This window comes from Novosphingobium fuchskuhlense (assembly GCF_001519075.1).
GTDB classification, from domain to species: Bacteria; Pseudomonadota; Alphaproteobacteria; order Sphingomonadales; family Sphingomonadaceae; genus Novosphingobium; species Novosphingobium fuchskuhlense.
On record NZ_KQ954244.1, the window covers coordinates 1214179 to 1230363 of the forward strand.

A 16185-nucleotide genomic window follows, 5' to 3' on the forward strand; every position below is an offset into this window, starting at 1 on the left:
CATTGATAACAGGACGTCACATCCCGTGGCGCTGGTGGGATTGGATAACTATGCGACGTGGTCCAAAACCAAGGGGACGCTGTCGGCCTTGGCCTGGAACCAAGCGGCCAAAGAGGCCGTCAGCGATGGATCGGTGTTTGACGATTACACGAACAATGCCCCCGATACATTATTCTGGCGGTACGTGGCCAAAAACAACGGCGTGACGGATTTGCTCGAATGGAAAATTGAAAGTGAAGGGAAAGGGATCAACTATTTAACCGAGACGGAGTTTTTGTTGCTCTGGCAGGTGAATGCTGAATTTGCGCCCCAGGGATCATGGAAGCTGCCGTTCATCGGTGCAGAATATGGGACCAGCGGCGTACCCTGCTTCCGTGTCAAACTCACAGCGAAGCCGGAGGGCTCGAAGAGTGGCGTGACCGTGACCCTCGACCGTCCTGCCCTGATTTGCTCTGGGACCGCCAAGGGTTCCATTGCCCCCGTGGAGCCCGAGAAGGTTGAGGGTGAGGACAAGGAACCAAAGTACCTTCCTCTTGGCTTGAATGGGTTCGGGCTGGGCGTGACTGCGAGCTATTCCGGTGGCCAGTTGGTGATCACTTTCGAGCAGGTGAACTCGCTCGGCGACCTTGCACGTGTTGCGAGGCTGATGGGCTGCCCTGCACCGACAGCTTGTTGGCGCAATACGGCCCAACTTGTCTCGCTGGTTCGCGAAGAGCCGGATCGCAACGGCAATATGCGCTGGGACGAGTATCACGGCTACAATTGTGTCGCGGCCTATCAGGAGGTGCCATCCGGCTCACCAACGGGCGGGACTTCCGACCATTTTATCTACAACTACAACTCGAACCGGACAGTGAAACTGACCAGGGACAGCGGCGCGTTCCTGCATGTTGACCCGCCCAGCCCCGCGGACGGCTCTGCGCCGAGCTTCGCAACCCCTGTCGACCAGATCGTGTGGAAGGACCATCTGGCCTATTGTGAAAGCGGAGGCTTCATGCCCGGCTAGGGCAGGGGCTCACGGCTGCCGCCCCTTTTGCACTTTGTGAAAACGGGGCCGCAGCTTGTGGACCGGAAGCGGATCAGGCGTTCACGTCGGCGTAGTGGGACGGGGGCTGGATCACGTCCATGCGTTCGGTGAGCAGGGGGCGGAAGCTGGGGCGGCTCTTGAAGACGGAGTACCAGCTGGCGGCCTGCTCGTGGAGCGACCAGTCGATCCCGCCGAGGTAATCGGCCACCGAGATCTGCGCCGCGGCGGCAAGATCGGCGAGGCTCATCGTGGAGCCGGCCAGCCAGGGGCGGTTATCGATCAGGTAGTCGATATAGTAGAGGTGCTCGTTGGCGAGCTTCATCGCATCGCGCAGCGCGCGGCTATCGGGAGACTGGCGGTAGACGAGGCGCTTCTTCATGCGTTCCTCCAGCAGGGGCTGGGTGACGGCGGCGAAGAAGTTTTCATCGAACATGGCGACAAGGCGGCGGATTTCGGCGCGGCCGGTGGCGGTGCCGTTGATCATCGGGGACTTGTCGACCGTTTCCTCGATATATTCGCAGATAGCCCGGCTATCGGCGAGGGTGATCTGCTTTTCGGGATTGTGCAGCACGGGGGTGCGCCCGGCGTGGTTGAGCATCTGGAAGGCTTCGCGGTGCTCCCACGGGTTTTCGCGGACAAGTTCGTAGGGCACGCCCTTTTCAGCGAGGAGCAGGCGCACCTTGCGGCTGAACGGGCACAGGGGGAATTGATAGATCTGCCACATGGTCCGTTTCCATGTACGCCGGGGCGAGGCGAAGTCCAGTACGGGCGGGCGCGCGGGGACGGAAAATGTGGAGGATTGTTCGCTGGCTTTCGCATTCGGGCCGCGCCTGCTAGGGGCGCGCCATGCTGACAATTCAGGGCCTCACCGTGCGGCTGGGCGGGCGCACCATTCTCGACCGCGCCTCCGCGACCATCCAGCCGGGCTCCAAGGTGGGGCTGATCGGCCGCAATGGCGCGGGCAAATCGACGCTGATGAAGGCGATCATCGGCGAACTGGAGCCCGACGAGGGCAGTATCGACATGCCCAAGCGCATGAGGCTGGGCTATATCGCGCAGTCCGCGCCGGCCGGTTCGGCGACCCCGTTCGAGACGGTGCTGGCCGCCGACACCGAGCGCGCGGCGCTGATGGCGGAGGCGGAGACCTGCGAGGACCCGGACCGGCTGGGGGCGCTCTATGACCGGCTGATCGCGATCGACGCCTATACGGCCGACGCGCGGGCGGCGCGGATCCTGATCGGCCTCGGCTTCGACGAGGCGATGCAGGCGATGCCGCTCGACAGCTTCTCGGGCGGGTGGAAGATGCGCGTGGCGCTCGCCTCGCTGCTGTTTTCCGCGCCCGACCTGCTGCTGCTCGACGAGCCTTCGAACCACCTCGATCTGGAAGCGACGCTGTGGCTGGAGAGCTTCTTGCAGAGCTATCCCGGCACGATCGTGGTGATCAGCCACGAGCGCGATCTGCTCAACAATGTGGTCGACACCATCCTCCATCTGCAGGGCGGCAAGATCGCGCTCTATGCCGGCGGCTATGACGCGTTCGAGCGGCAGCGGGCCGAGCGGGCGGCGCAGATCGCCGCGGCGAGGGCCGCGCAGGATGCGCAGCGGAAGAAGCTGGCGGACTATGTGGCGCGCAATTCGGCGCGGGCCTCGACCGCCAAGCAGGCCCAGTCGCGCGCCAAGATGCTGGCGAAGATGCAGCCTGTGACGGCGATGATGGAAGACCCGACGCTGAGCTTCGGCTTTCCCGATCCGGAAGAGCTGCGCCCGCCGCTGATCACGCTCGATCTGGCGGCGACGGGCTACAGTGCGGAGAAGCCGATCCTGCGGCGGCTGAACTTGCGCATCGATCCCGACGACCGGATCGCGATGCTGGGGCGCAACGGCAACGGCAAGACCACGCTGGCGCGGCTGCTGGCGGGGCAACTGGCGGCGAGCGAGGGCGGGATGACCGCCTCGGGCAAGCTGAAGATCGGCTATTTCACGCAGTATCAGGTGGAGGAACTGCCAGCGGATTCGACGCCGCTGGAGCTGATGACGCGGGCGATGCCGGGCAAGACCCCGGCGGCGGTGCGCGCCCAACTGGGGCGGTTCGGCTTTTCGGGGCCGCGCGCGGAATCGCAGACGGCGACGCTTTCGGGCGGCGAGCGCGCACGGCTGGCGCTGGCGCTGGTGACGCGCGATGCACCGCATATGCTGATCCTCGACGAGCCGACGAACCATCTTGATGTCGATGCGCGCGAGGCGCTGGTGCAGGCGCTGAACGACTATGCGGGCGCGGTGATCCTGATCAGCCACGACCGGCACATGGTGGAACTGACCGCGGACCGGCTGGTGCTGGTCGATGGCGGTACGGCCAAGGACTATCCGGGAAGCATCGAGGACTACATCGACTTCGTGCTGGGGCGGAACCAGCCGAAGGGCGATGCGGGCAAGAACGGTGCCAGCGGCGCGAAACCCAAGGGAGGGGCGAAGAACCGCGAGGAGATGAAGGCGCTGCAGAAGGCGGTGAGCGAGGCCGAGAGCGCAGTCGGCAAGGCCGAGGCGCGGCTGGCGGCGATCGACGCGGCGCTGGCAGGATCAGGCAAGCCTGCGGCGGACCTTGCCGGGCTGAGCATGGCCGAACTGGGCCGCCAGCGGCGCGAGGTGGCAGAGCAGCTGGCAGCGGCGGAGGCGCGCTGGATCGAGGCGGGCGAAGCGCTCGATGTGTTCCTGAACTGAGGGTTCAGCCCTCGAGCGCGGCGCGCATCGCGAGCTTGGCCTCGATCCCGTCCCACAGGCGCTGGAGGCGGGTGTTGACTTCGGACCAGGCGGCGAAGGTGGCCAGCGGGGCGCGGCGGGCGGCGGTCTGTTCGATGGTGCTCGCCATGGGGATCACCGGCCAGCCGGCGGCAAAGCCCGACAGCACTTCGCGGTGGAGCTTGCGGCGGGCGTCGTACATCGAAAGCACCGGCAGGATCGGCGGGTGGCGCGGCTGGCGCTCCAGAATTTCCTCGCGGATCATCGGCAGCGCGCGGGCCGACAGCGGCGAGGGTGGCAAGGGCACGATGAGCAGGTCGACAGCGGCGAAGACCTGATCGCTGATCTCGTTCAGCACCGGCGGGCAATCGATCACGATCCGGGGGTACTCTGAGGAGAGAAAGGAGGCGGCGCGGGCCAGGCGCTTGCGCTTGCCGATGCGGGCGAGGGTGAGCGAGAGACCGCGCATGCTCTCGTCGGCCTGCAGCACGTCAAGGCCGGGATAGCGGGTCGGCACGATGAGGTCGGTCGGCCTGCCATCCCGCAGGAATGCGGAGGCGGCCCGGTTGCCGACGCGGTCGGGAAGGCCGAGCAGCCAGCCCGCGCCGCCTTGAGGATCGAGGTCCCACAGCAAGGTGCGCTGGCCCGACACGGCAGCCGAGCGCCACGCCATATCGACCGCGAGGGTTGTTTTCCCCACGCCGCCCTTGACGCTGTATATTCCGATGACCGCCATTCTGGTCGCCGCCCCGCTCTGCGCTTCTGCCCCGAACCGCTCCATTTCGGATATTGCCGGGCGCTTGGCAATCATCGGGTTTTACCCGAATCCCTTTACGGGACAGGGTGCAGGTCGAGCGTGTTGGGAGGCGGCGAGGGCACGGCCCATCACCGCATCAGGCGCATCCTTTCCCGCAGGATATCGAGCCCGATGCGTTCCACTTCGGTTTCAAGGCAATCGGCGTGCAGCAGTTTGGCGAGGCTGCGCTGCTTCTGGGCGATCAGGTCGATTGCCTGGAGGCTGTCCATGTGCCGCATGGCCACGTCCATATCGCCGCAGAGCGATGCGCCGAGAGCCTCGACTTCCTGCGACAGTTCCTCGAGCACCAGCGCGATCTGGCGGTGCGAGGCGGTGTTGGCGGGGGCCATCGGCTGGGTTTCCTTGAACGGGCAGATCAGGTGTCAGGATCGGGCAGCAGGATCGGGTGCCGGAATCAGGCGGCGGCGGCCAGCTGGGCACCGTCGCTGAGCGCGACCAGGTTCAGCACCATGACCATCTTGTCCTCGATTGCGGCGAGCCCTTCGAGGAAGGGGACCACGCTGTCATTGCCCACGCCCGGGGGCGGTGCCTGCAGGGTCTGATCGGGCACGGTGACGATATCGCTCACCGAGTCGACGATCCAGCCGCCGACCTGCGCGCCGAGCTGGGTGACGATGATGGCGTGACGCGGGGTCGGTTCAGTCGCGCTCCAACCGAGCCGGGCGGCGAGATCGACCACCGGCAGCACAGTGCCGCGCAGATTGACGACACCCGCGACATAGTGCGGCACGCGCGGCAGGCGCGTGGTCGGCGTCCAGGCGCGGATTTCGCGGATCGACATGATGTCGAGGCCGAAAACCTGGCCTTCGACCTCGAAAGTGATCAGTTCGCGGATCATCGTGGGGTTCCTTTGAGGGAGAGGAGTTGAGGGCGCTTCAGTGCGCGACGCGGCGCACGGCGGCGACGAGCTTGGCGGCATCGAAAGGCTTGACGATCCAGCCGGTGGCGCCTGCCTCGCGGGCGCGGGCCTTCTTCTCGTCCGAGCTTTCGGTGGTGAGCACGAGGATCGGCCGGTCGCGGTGGCGGGTGCCCTCGCGCAGGCGCTCGATCAGGCCGAACCCGTCGAGCCGCGGCATGTTGATATCGGTGATGACGACATCGACCTCGTTGAGCGCCAGCCAATCGAGCGCGGCGAGGCCATCTTCGGCCTGCGCCACCTCGAAACCTTGCGTCGAGAGGGCGTGGTTGAGCAGGGCCCGCATGCTCGGGCTGTCGTCTACGGTCAGGATTCGGGTGGCTTGGGTCATGCTGTGCTCGCTTGTTGCATCCAAGGGTGGGGAGATCAGAACAGTTCGACATCGCCGGACGCGCGTTCCGGACGAGTGGTGGGATTGACCGGCGGAGCGAGGCGATCCTCGACCGTGCGGCAGCGGATCTGGCCCGAGGCCGGGCGGAAATCGACGCGGCGCGCGTTGGTGCCGCCCAGATCCTCGCGCATCACGACGATGCCTTCGCGCTGGAGGAACCCTTGCGCAAATTCGGCATTGGCGGTGCCGATGCGCATCATGTTGCGGTTGACGTTGGCCCCGCCATAGAGATGCGCGCGCAGGCGCGCCTTGCGCGCACCCATGCCGAGCATCTGGTTGACGAGAAGCTCCATCAGATAGACGCCGTAGTGCTCGTCCACGGCCGTCGTCGCCGAAAGGCCGGAGGGCGGCTCGGCCAGCAGGAAGTGGTTCATGCCCCCTACCCGCGCCTCGGGATCATAGAGGCACGAGGCGACGCAGCTGCCGAGCACGGTCGAGAATTCGATGTGGGCCTCGCTGCTGACGAGCGCCTGCCCCTGCATCACGGTGACGCGTTCAATGGGGCGCTCGAGGCTTCCGGGAATGCGGCGTTCGAACATCGGATCAGGCCGCCTTGCTGAAAGCGTGACGCGCGATCGTGCCGATCGGTGCGACGACGCCGGCGGCGCCGAGCGCGATGGCCGCGCGGGGCATGCCGAACACCGTGCTGGTGGCCTCGTCCTGCGCGATGGTGCGCGCACCGGTCCGGGCGAGCGCCAGAAGGCCTTCTGCGCCATCGGTCCCCATGCCGGTGAGAAGGATGCCGACCGCACCCGCGCCGACCACTTCGGCAACCGAGTGGAACAGCACGTCGACGCTGGGGAGGTGGCCGGAAACCGGCTCGCCCCGGCGCAGACGCTGGTAGAGATGACCGCTGCGCCCGCCGACGGTGAAGTGCCGTTCATCGCCCGGCGCGATGTAGACATGCCCATCGAGCAGCGGCAGATCGGGCTCTGCAATCACGATACGCGGCGGGCAGGACTGATCGAGCGTGCGCGCGACGGCCGGGGCAAAGCGCGCGGAAATGTGCTGGACGACCACCGTGGGCGGGCAATCGGCGGGAAAGCCGCCAAGCAGGACCTGAAGCGCTTCCACGCCGCCGGTGGAGGAGCCGATGGCGATCAGGCGCGGGCGTTCGGTGAGCGCCGGGCTGCGGGGCGCGGTGGACGTGCGCGGCGGCGTGGACGGCGGCGGAGGTGCGGGCCGCGTGACAAAACGCACCTTCGATGCATCGCGGATGAGATCGGCAAGCCGGCCCTGATCGTCGAACCCGTAGCTGCCGCCGCCTTCGCTCTTCGCGTAGCAGCCGACGGCGCCGATCGCGAGCGCGCGTGCAGTGGTTTCAGCGCCTTCATGGGTCGAGCCCGAAACGACGATGACCGGCGTGGGGCGCAGCGCCATGATCTTCTCAAGGAAATCGAGCCCGTTCATGCCGGGCATCTCGACATCGAGCGTGACCACGTCGGGATCGAGCTCGCGGATCATCTGGCGGCCTTCCGCCGCATTGGCCGCGGCGCCGACTACGACGATATCGTCCTCGCGCTCGAAGCGGGCCTGCAGGATGGCGCGCATCGTCGCGGAATCCTCGACGATCACGACGCGGATAGGCTTGGTCGTACGGCTCATGCCTCGCTCCGACGGTAGATGGTGGGGCCCGCCGTGGCGAGCAACTGGAGCGCGGGGCCGGTCACGCGTTCGCTGTGACCGACATAGAGCCAGCCGCCGGGCACGAGCGCTTCGGCAAAGCGCGCGACAAGGCGCTCCTTGGTGGGATTGTCGAAATAGATCATCACGTTGCGGCAGAAGATCACATCGAACTTGCCTTGCATCGGCCAGGGGCCGTGCAGATTGAGCGTGCGGAAGCGGGCCAGCGAGCGCACGGCCGGGGCGATCTCGGCTTCCTCTCCGGCGGGCACCGTCCAGGCGCGCACGAGCGCCTCGGGGACGGCTTTCAGCTCCTCGGTGCGGTAGCGCGCGGCCTCCGCCTTGCGCAGCGCGTGGGCGGCGATGTCGCTGGCGAGCAGGCGTACATCGCCGCGCGCAAGGTGCTCGCCGGCGGCGCGGTCCGGGCCCAGCAGGGTCATCAGCAGCGACCAGGTTTCCTCCCCGCTCGAGCTGCCGGCGGACCACAGGCGGACCTTGCCGCCGCGCCCCAGCGTTTCGAGCAGGCCAGGCCGCACGTGGCTCGCGAAGTGCTCGAAGTGATGCGCTTCGCGGTAGAAGAAAGTGTGGTTGGTGGTGAGCGCCATGATCGCACGATTGCGCTCCTCGGCGTCCTCGCGGATGCGCAGGATGTAGGACCCGAACGTGGCGCAGCCCGAATCGCGCACCAGCGGGGCGAGGCGCGAATAGACCAGCATGGCCTTGCCCTCGGCCAGCACGATGCCGGCCTCGCGGTGCGCGATCTCGCTCACCGCAGCAAAGTCTGCCGCGCTGTAGATGCCGGGGCTGATGCCCGGCAGCGTTTCGGGAGGAGCCAGCATGGCGGTCAAGCAGCTTCGGCCAGCGACTGTACGGGGCTCAGGCTCTGGCCGGAGAGGCTGCGCGCGACGAGGCTGTCGACATCGACGATCAGCGCGACCATCCCATCGCCGAGGATGGTGGCTCCCGAGACACCTTCAACCGAGCGGTAGTGGGTGTCGAGGCTCTTGATCACGACCTGGCGCTGATCGCAGATCGCATCGACGAGGAGGGCCGCGCGCCCCGCACCTTCGGTCTCGACCACGATCAGCACGCCTTCATGCGCCTGCTCGATCGCGCCCTGCGCGCCGACGGCGGCATGGAGCGGGAGCACCGGGATGAACTTGCCGCGCACGTTGATCATCGCGCGGTGTGCGCCGAGGCCCTGTACTTCGGCCTCGGTTGGGCGCAGGCTTTCGACGACGTTGGCCAGCGGCACGACGAGCGTCTGGTCACCCACGTTGACGACCATGCCGTCCGAAATGGCGAGGGTGAGCGGCAGGGTGAGGGTGAAGGTGGTGCCCGAGCCGGGCTCGCTGTCGATGGTGATGCGCCCGCCCAGTTCCTTCACGTTCTGGCGCACGACATCCATGCCGACGCCGCGGCCGGAAACGTTGGTGATCTGCGCGGCGGTGGAGAAGCCGGGGGCGAAGATGAGGTGGTCGATCTCTTCCTTCGAGAGCTGGGCATCGGGGGCGACAAGGCCCTTCTCGACCGCCTTGGCAAAGACGCGCTCGCGGTTGATGCCCGCGCCGTCGTCGGCAATGCGGATGAGGATGCGCCCCGAACGGTGCTCGGCGGAGAGGGTGAGCGTGCCTTCGGCAGGCTTGCCGGCGGCGATCCGCGTCTCGGCGCTTTCGATGCCGTGGTCCACCGCGTTGCGGATGAGGTGGGTGAGCGGCTCGCCCAGGCGCTCGATCACGGTCTTGTCGAGTTCGGTGCTTTCACCCGAGACTTCGAGGCGGACATGCTTGCCGGTGGTGGCGGTGAGTTCGCGCAGGATGCGGGGCACGCGGCTGAAGACCGAGCCGATCGGCTGGGCGCGGATCGACATCGCCGATTCCTGGATGTCGCGGGTGAGCCCTTCGAGGATGGTGAGCTCCTCCTTCACCGCGAGGCCATCGCCCGCGAGGCGCTGCGCCATCATCGCCTGTGCGATGACGAGTTCCCCAACCGCGTCGATCAGCTTGTCGAGCTTGCCGAGTTCGATGCGGATCGACTGGCCAAGGGCAGGCGGCGCAGGCGGTGCAGGCGCGGCGGCGGCGGGAGCGGGCGCCATGCCGCCAGCCTCTGCGGCAGCGGCGACCGGCGCGGGCGCGGCGGGCGCTGCGACCGGCACCGGGGCCGGGGCCGGGCGGACGGCGGGCATCGGCGCATCGCTGCCAACATCAAGGCCGCAATCATCGCCGACGAATTCGAAGATATCGCGCGCGCTCGCCTCGCTGACATCGGCGTCGAGCGAGAAGGTCCAGCCGAGATAGCCGGTGCCGGGATCCAGCGTATCGAGCGGGGGAACCGCGCCGCAATCGCATTCGATGCAGCGCGCGCCGAGCGCGGTCAGCTCGCGCAGCAGGAGCAGCGGTTCGCCGCCGTTGCGCATGGCGCCGGCGTGGGGGCGGACCTTGAGCAGCCACGCGGAGGCAGGGGCCGGAGCGGGGGTGTCCATCGCGCCCGTGATATCGTCGAGCATGGCGTCGAGATCGAAGGGATCGCTGCCGGTGTCGTCGTCTGCCGATGCGGCCACGGGGGCAGCCACAGGGGCAGCCACGGGGGCAGCGGGGGCGGGTTCGGCAGCAGGGACAGGCGCGGGAGCAGCGCCTGCGTTGGCGGCCTGGGCGGCGGTCAGCTCGGCAAGGAGGCCGACATCGTCCGGCACCTCGGCAAGGCCGCGCGCGGCGCCGACGTGGTCGGACAGCGTATCAAGCGCGCGCAGCAGAAGATCGACGAGCGGTTCGGTCACTGCAACCGCGCCTTCGCGCACATCGGAGAGCAACGTCTCGAACGTGTGGGTGAAGGCCTGCAGCGCGACATAGCCGAAGGCGCCCGCGCCGCCCTTGATCGAGTGGACTGCACGGAACACCGCGTTGACGGTGTCATCATCCTGCGTGCCGGCCTTGCAGGCGGCGAGGCCGGATTCGGCCGCTGCCAGCGATTCCTCGCACTCGGCGAAGAAGATTGCCTGGATTTCCTCGGCGTTCATGCCCCTACTCCCACATGACCGGCTTCATCGAAAAGCTCGGCTTCGAGGCCGAGCTGGCGCGCGGTTTCGCGCAAGTGGTCGGACGGCTCGATCACCGCGCCATCACCGGTGCGGCGCGCGCTGACGAGAAGCTGGAGCATGGCCTGCCCGATCTGGGTGCACTCGCGCGCATTGATGTGGAGCGCGCCCGAACCGAGCCCGGCCACCATTTCGGGCAGCAGGGCCTCGGCTGCGGCGCGGTCGCACCGGGGGGGCAGGGTGATCGTCGGCATAGAGGCGGTTTCCCTCGCTGGCCCCTGGGGTGGGGGCACGCTGTCCCAACCGGCATAGGCGGCAAGCGGCAAAGGTCGCCTTGCCCCGACCTTACGGTGAGATACTTAACGCGGTGAGGAGGATTTGCTGGGAAGGACCGCGCTAGCACGGCGGCACAGGCGCCGATGCACCGGCGCGAAGATCAGGAAGGTCAGCCTCTCCATGCACGAAGCCCGGGTTCTCGTGGTCGATGATTCCGCCGCGATGCGCGCGCTGTTCTCCGACATTCTGGACGAGGCGAAGAACGTCCGCGTTGTCGGCGTTGCCGCCAATGCCGGTGCCGCGCGGGAACAGATTGCCGAGCTCAAGCCCAATGTCATCACGCTCGATGTGGAGATGCCGGGGATGAGCGGGATCGAGTTCCTCGCCGAAATCATGGAAACCAATCCGCTCCCGGTGGTGATGCTCTCCAGCCTCACCCAGGCCGGCACCGAAACCTCGCTCAAGGCTTATGAACTGGGCGCGGTGGAATGCTTCCCCAAGCCGCTCAAGGCCACGCCCGAGCAATTCAGCAAGACGGTGGGCAAGCTCGGCAAGATCGTGCTTGCCGCCGCGAACAGCAATGTGCACGACCGCAAGGCGCGGCCCGAGCACAAGAGTGCGGCCGATGCCCCTTTCGAATGGAACGGGCGCATCGCCGCGTTCAGCGCCTCGATGGGCGGGATCGACGCGCTGACGACAATCCTCTCGCAGTTTCCGGCCAATTGCCCGCCGACCGTGGTGTGCCTGCAGGCCGAGCCGATGGTGGTCGAGACCTTCATCAAGCGGCTGGACACCGATCTCAAATGTAACGTGCGCGCCGCCAAGGATGGTGCGAGCCTGAGCCCCGGCACGATCCACATCGCGGCCGACCCGGAACGGCATGTGGTGGTCGAACCCGGCCAGCCGGCGAAGCTCCGCCTGATGGCGCGCGATCCGGTGGATGGCGTGCGGCCTTCCGCCAATCTCCTGTTCGGCTCGATCGCGCGCGGCGCGGTGCCCGCCGTCGGCACGGTGCTGACCGGCATGGGCAGCGACGGTGCGCGCGGCCTCAAGCTGATGCGCGACGCGGGGCTCGATACCCTGGTGCAGGACCGCGCGACCGCAATGGTGGCCGAAGCCCCGACGGCCGCCATCGAACTTGAAGCCGCGACCCGCGAGGTTGGTCTCGGCGATCTGGGCGCAGCGGTGCTGAAGGCCTGCGCGATCGGCTGATCACACGAATACCCCTGGCGCTCATCCCCTGAAAAGCGCCATCTCGGGCCCGTTCCTGCCATGCGTGCGGGGGCGGGCCTCTCTTTTTGCCGCGGGCGCGGGGCTGCGCTTTTTTCTCCTGCAATCGTCCGAATCAGCATCCCTCGCACGAAAGGGAGGGGAATACGCGGAAACGGCGCTCGACAGGGTCGGTCTGCTGTGGTGTTTTAGTGGCGAGCGACTCATAAGCATTTGTGAGCGTTGGGGGATTTTCGCCATGGGACGGGCGGCAAGGGTTGCGGTGCCGGTAATCGACCGGCGAGGGCTGGAACGGCTAGAGACGCATTTCGTGTCTCCCGACGTGTACCGCCGCGATGATGTGGCCGTGCGGCAGGCGCGGCTGGCAGAGGTCGTCGCCGATCGGATCATTCCGCAGCTCTTGCGGCTCCATACCGAAGTTCTTCCCGATGCGCCGCCCGTAGAGCTGGTGGTCGAGGCCCTGGCACCGAGCAGCTCGGACATCTCGGGCCTCGCGCATGTCGTGCTGGGCAGCGATCTGGAGGCGGCGGCACGCTATGTGCTGGTGCTGCGCGACCGCGGGCTTTCGATGGAAACGCTGTTTGTCGAGCTGCTCGAACCCGCAGCCCGCTATCTGGGCCAGCTGTGGGATCAGGACGAATGCGATTTCATCGACGTGACGCTGGGCGTGGCGCGGCTGCAGAAGCTGCTGGCCATGTTCAACGGTTCGCACCTGCTGCCGGAGCTCGACACCCGCCGCACCGTGCTGATGGCGATGACGCCGGGGGATCAGCACTCGTTCGGCGCGAACATGGTGCTGCGCTTTCTGGAAGGCGCAGGCTGGGACGTTGCGCCCGCGTTTGACCGCACCGCCGCCGAAATCGCGAGAGCCGTCGGTGCGCGGTGGTACGCGGTGGCAGGGCTGACGGTCGGTTCGGAGCGCTCGCTGCCCGCGCTGGAAGAAACGATCCGGCTGATCCGGCGGGAATCGCGCAACCAGATGATCGCGGTGATGGTGGGCGGCCCGGTTTTTGCCGCGAATCCCGCGCTGGCGCTGGAAGTGGGGGCGGACGGCACCGCGATGAATGCGCCGACGGCGGTGCTGATGGCGCAGAAGCTGTTTGACGAGATGGTGCTGAAAACCGCGAACTGAGGAGGTTCAGTTCGCGGTGCCCAGCATCGCCTCGCGGATATCGAGGAGATCGGTGCGGATCGTTTCCAGCTGGGGTGCATCGAAGCGCAGGGCATTGTCGAGAATGGTGCGGCGCGCCGCCTGATAGAGCTGGAGCAGCGGCTGGCCGACCGGGTTCGAGGTGTCGACCCCAAGTTCCAGGGCCGTGATCGCGGCGACGGCGCGGGTGAGCGCGGCGCTCTTGGCGGCGTTGTCGCCCCGGCTTTGCGCGTAGATCGCGCGGCCGAGCGAGCCGGCGGCCTGTTCGAGGCACAGCGCGACGAGCTGGAGCGAGCTGGCACCCTTGACGCGTGCGTCGAAATCGACGCGGCGGTAGGTTTCGCCGGGGTCCTTGCGCAGCAGCATCAGTTGCTCTTCCCGTTCCACGCGTTGATCTGGGCCTGCAGGAACGACAGCGTCGATTTCGAGCCGCTGATGTTCGTATCGAGCTTGGCGAAGCGCGAGACGAGGCGCTGGCGCAGGTCTTCCTGCTTGGTGGTGATGTCGCTTTTCTGCGTGCCGAGCGTGGTCTGCAGCTTGGTGAGCCGCGCGATCGTGCCGCCGAGCGAGGAGGGATCGGTGGCGGCACCGACGGTGCGGGCGAGCTTGTCGAAGCTGGCGTAGACACCGTAGAGCCCGTTGGTGAACATCGCGCCGGTGCCGATGGGATCGCGCTTCAGCGTGGCGGCGAGGCGCGTGGTATCGAGCGCGAACGTGCCGTCGCGATTGGTCTTGAGGCCGAGATCGGCAAGCGTGGTGGGCGCGCCGGTGGCGTTGGCGGGCATGACCTGCGCGCTCGCCAGCGTGGTGAGCTGGCGGCGCAGGGCGCGCGTGCCGGGATCGTTGCTGAGCACGCCGGTGGTGGGGTCGGTATCCTTGTTGAGTTCCCCCACCATTTCGTTGAGCGCGGCGGTCAGGTCCTGCATCGCGCCGGTGATGGCGCTGCCGGGATCGCTGTAGCTGATCGTGGTGGGCGCGCCCGAGTTTGTGCCGGTGAGCTTGAGCGAAAGGCCGGGGGCGACATCGGTGACGGTGTTGGTCTTCGCCGTGCGCGCCACGCCGTCGAGCAGGAAGGCGGCGTCGGTCGCCGGAGCCTTGAGCCGGGTGGCATCGCCCGAGGGGTCCCAGGCCAGCGCGGCAAGGCCGGGTTCGGTTGGGCTTTCGGCCGCTTCGAGCACGAAGCCGTTGGCCGCGCCGTCCTCGCCCTTGAGCACGATCTGCGCGCCGCCGGTGCCGGTGGCGACATAGGCGGTGACGCCCGCACCCTTGGCGTTGATGGCAGCGGCGACATCGGCAAGGGTGGCACCGGTGGGGATCGTGACATCGACCGCGGCGCGTACCGTATCGGCGGAGAAGGTGCCGCCGCTGACGGTGCCGAAGCGCAAGGTGAGCGTGCCTGCGCCGACGGGGGTGGTCTCTGCAGCGACGGGGGGCGTGACGAGGGTTTGCGCCTTGGCGAGCGAGGTGACCTCGAGCGTGGTGGTGCCGCGCCCGGTGGCGGCGCCCTTGCTGACCTGCGCGACGGCGCTGTTCGCGATCTGCGGCGTGGCGGCGAGATCGCCGGTGCGCACACGGTCGCCCAGCGAGGATGCCAGGCTGGAGATCATCGACTTGAGCGTGGAGGCCGACGAGATCTGGGTGGTGATCTTGTCCGTCTTCGCGGTGATCTGATCGAGCCGCGCGGCATATTGCGCGGCGGAGAGCTGTTCGGCCAGCTGCGACATGTTGATGCCGCTGCCCGCGCCGAGCGTGGACACCAGGCTGGCGGTGGCCGAAGTCGAAGAGGTTGCGGACGTGGTGGCCATGCTTTCTAGAACGGCGGATTTTCAGGCGAGTTAAGCGGCCGGGACGGCGGCTTCGGGTCGGCCTTCGGCATCGAAGCGAAGCGCGAGGGGGACATCGACCTGCGGCTGCGGCGGGGCATCGCCGCGCTTCAGGGCCAGCACGAAGGCGAGCACGGCGGCGATGGCGGCGTAGAGTTCCTCGCGGATCATCTGGTTCTCGCGCGTGGTGAAGTAGATCGAGCGGGCGAGCGCGGGCGAGGACAGCGTGGGGACGGCCAGTTCGGCGGCCATCTCGCGCATTGCCAGCGCCTTTTCGCCGCGGCCCTTGGCCAGCACGACGGGGGCGGGGGCCTTCTCCGGATCATAGGCGAGAGCGACGCTGTAGTGCGTCGGGTTGGTGATGACGAACTGGGCTTCCTTCATCGCCTTGGCGAGGCCGCCCATCGCGATCTGGCGCTGGCGCTGGCGGATCGCGGCCTTGCGTTCGGGCGAGCCTTCGCTTTCCTTGCTCTCGTCCTTGAGATCCTGCAGCGACATCCTGAGGCGCATCATGCGGCGCAGCCACTGGACCGGGTAATCGACCAGCGCGATCACGACGAGGCCGCCGCCGAGCGCATAGAGCAGGGCCAGCAGCGCATCCCAGCTATAGGCCAGCTGGCCGCGCAGTTCACCATTGCCGAGGTCGGCGATCGCGGGGAGGCGGCCCTTGAGCCACACGAAGGCGATGGTGCCGAGGAGCGCGAGCTTGGCGAGGCCCTTGGCCAGCTCGATCCAGCCTTGCGGGCCGAACATGCGCTGGAGACCGGAGACCGGATTGAGCCGCGAGGCCTTGGGGGCGAGGTTGCCGCCGACCCAGCGGCCTTCCCCAAGGCCGAGTTGCGAGATCAGCGCGGCGGCCATCAGCACACCGCCAAGGGTGAGGACGGGCGGCAGTGCGGTGAGGAGCGCGGCGTGGATCAGCGGGGCGGCATCGAAGCGCTCGAGGCTGGCGTGGTCCCAGACGAGGCCGGCGCGGGCGGTGCGCTGGAGGCTGGTGAGTAGCCACGGGCCGGCAAACTGGAGCCAGGCCGCGCCGGCAAGGACGCTGACGGCGATGCCGAGTTCGCGTGGGCGCAGGACGTCGCCGTTCTTGGCGGCGTCGGTGCGGCGCTTTTCGGTGGGGGCGAAGGTCTTTTCGCCCGGCGTTTCTTCAGCCATCGCG

Annotated in this window: 17 protein-coding genes; 4 read left to right on the top strand and 13 right to left on the bottom strand. The window is 67.6% G+C overall.

Going from position 1 to position 16185, the window contains the following annotated elements:
• Positions 1–25: 25 nt before the first annotated feature.
• Complete coding sequence (locus AQZ52_RS05525) at positions 26–1006, top strand: hypothetical protein (protein WP_067907109.1); 981 nt, start codon at positions 26–28, stop codon at positions 1004–1006.
• 73 nt (positions 1007–1079) lie between these two features.
• Here AQZ52_RS05525 and AQZ52_RS05530 read toward each other — a convergent pair whose 3' ends face one another.
• Positions 1080–1751, bottom strand: coding sequence for a glutathione S-transferase family protein (locus AQZ52_RS05530; protein ID WP_067907111.1), 672 nt, complete (start codon positions 1749–1751; stop codon positions 1080–1082).
• 122 nt (positions 1752–1873) lie between these two features.
• Between AQZ52_RS05530 and AQZ52_RS05535 the strand changes: the two genes are divergently transcribed.
• On the top strand, positions 1874–3745 hold the full coding sequence (locus tag AQZ52_RS05535) for an ABC-F family ATP-binding cassette domain-containing protein (RefSeq protein WP_067907113.1): 1872 nt from the start codon (positions 1874–1876) through the stop codon (positions 3743–3745).
• A 4-nt stretch (positions 3746–3749) separates the two neighbouring features.
• On the opposite strand, the gene AQZ52_RS05540 is transcribed toward AQZ52_RS05535, so the two are convergent.
• The 9 genes from AQZ52_RS05540 to AQZ52_RS05580 form a co-directional block, all read right to left on the bottom strand.
• Positions 3750–4574, bottom strand: a complete 825-nt coding sequence (locus AQZ52_RS05540) for a ParA family protein (protein ID WP_240481458.1) — start codon at positions 4572–4574, stop codon at positions 3750–3752.
• A 74-nt stretch (positions 4575–4648) separates the two neighbouring features.
• The gene (locus AQZ52_RS05545; protein ID WP_067907115.1) at positions 4649–4909 is read right to left on the bottom strand and encodes a hypothetical protein; all 261 of its coding nucleotides are present in this window, start codon (positions 4907–4909) and stop codon (positions 4649–4651) included.
• 65 nt (positions 4910–4974) lie between these two features.
• Entirely contained in the window at positions 4975–5418 is a 444-nt protein-coding gene (locus AQZ52_RS05550) for a chemotaxis protein CheW (protein WP_067907117.1), read from the bottom strand.
• Positions 5419–5455: 37 nt separating this feature from the next.
• Entirely contained in the window at positions 5456–5827 is a 372-nt protein-coding gene (locus AQZ52_RS05555; RefSeq protein ID WP_082697696.1) for a response regulator, read from the bottom strand.
• A 35-nt stretch (positions 5828–5862) separates the two neighbouring features.
• The gene (locus AQZ52_RS05560) at positions 5863–6426 is read right to left on the bottom strand and encodes a chemotaxis protein CheD (RefSeq protein WP_067907119.1); all 564 of its coding nucleotides are present in this window, start codon (positions 6424–6426) and stop codon (positions 5863–5865) included.
• A gap of 4 nt (positions 6427–6430) precedes the next feature.
• On the bottom strand, positions 6431–7492 hold the full coding sequence (gene cheB / locus AQZ52_RS05565) for a chemotaxis-specific protein-glutamate methyltransferase CheB (protein ID WP_067907120.1): 1062 nt from the start codon (positions 7490–7492) through the stop codon (positions 6431–6433).
• On the bottom strand, positions 7489–8349 hold the full coding sequence (locus AQZ52_RS05570) for a CheR family methyltransferase (RefSeq protein WP_067909507.1): 861 nt from the start codon (positions 8347–8349) through the stop codon (positions 7489–7491). The genes cheB and AQZ52_RS05570 overlap by 4 nt, the downstream gene beginning before the upstream one ends.
• Positions 8350–8354: 5 nt before the next feature.
• On the bottom strand, positions 8355–10526 hold the full coding sequence (locus tag AQZ52_RS05575; protein ID WP_067907122.1) for a chemotaxis protein CheA: 2172 nt from the start codon (positions 10524–10526) through the stop codon (positions 8355–8357).
• On the bottom strand, positions 10523–10798 hold the full coding sequence (locus AQZ52_RS05580) for a chemotaxis protein CheX (RefSeq protein WP_067907124.1): 276 nt from the start codon (positions 10796–10798) through the stop codon (positions 10523–10525). Before AQZ52_RS05580 ends, AQZ52_RS05575 begins: the two co-directional genes overlap by 4 nt.
• Positions 10799–11000: 202 nt before the next feature.
• Between AQZ52_RS05580 and AQZ52_RS05585 the strand changes: the two genes are divergently transcribed.
• Together AQZ52_RS05585 and AQZ52_RS05590 are read left to right on the top strand one after the other, a co-directional pair.
• Positions 11001–12032 (top strand): chemotaxis protein CheB, encoded by a 1032-nt coding sequence (locus AQZ52_RS05585; RefSeq protein ID WP_067907126.1) that lies wholly within the window; start codon positions 11001–11003, stop codon positions 12030–12032.
• 328 nt (positions 12033–12360) lie between these two features.
• Positions 12361–13182, top strand: coding sequence for a cobalamin B12-binding domain-containing protein (locus AQZ52_RS05590; RefSeq protein WP_169793717.1), 822 nt, complete (start codon positions 12361–12363; stop codon positions 13180–13182).
• A gap of 6 nt (positions 13183–13188) precedes the next feature.
• On the opposite strand, the gene AQZ52_RS05595 is transcribed toward AQZ52_RS05590, so the two are convergent.
• From AQZ52_RS05595 to AQZ52_RS05605, 3 genes are read right to left on the bottom strand one after another with little or no spacing between them, the layout of a single operon-like run.
• Positions 13189–13566, bottom strand: coding sequence for a flagellar export chaperone FliS (locus AQZ52_RS05595; RefSeq protein ID WP_067907130.1), 378 nt, complete (start codon positions 13564–13566; stop codon positions 13189–13191).
• A complete protein-coding gene (gene fliD, locus AQZ52_RS05600) occupies positions 13566–15005 on the bottom strand; it encodes a flagellar filament capping protein FliD (RefSeq protein ID WP_067907132.1) in 1440 nt (479 codons plus the stop codon). Before fliD ends, AQZ52_RS05595 begins: the two co-directional genes overlap by 1 nt.
• Before the next feature lie 30 nt (positions 15006–15035).
• Complete coding sequence (locus tag AQZ52_RS05605; RefSeq protein WP_067907134.1) at positions 15036–16181, bottom strand: EscU/YscU/HrcU family type III secretion system export apparatus switch protein; 1146 nt, start codon at positions 16179–16181, stop codon at positions 15036–15038.
• Positions 16182–16185 lie beyond the last annotated feature (4 nt).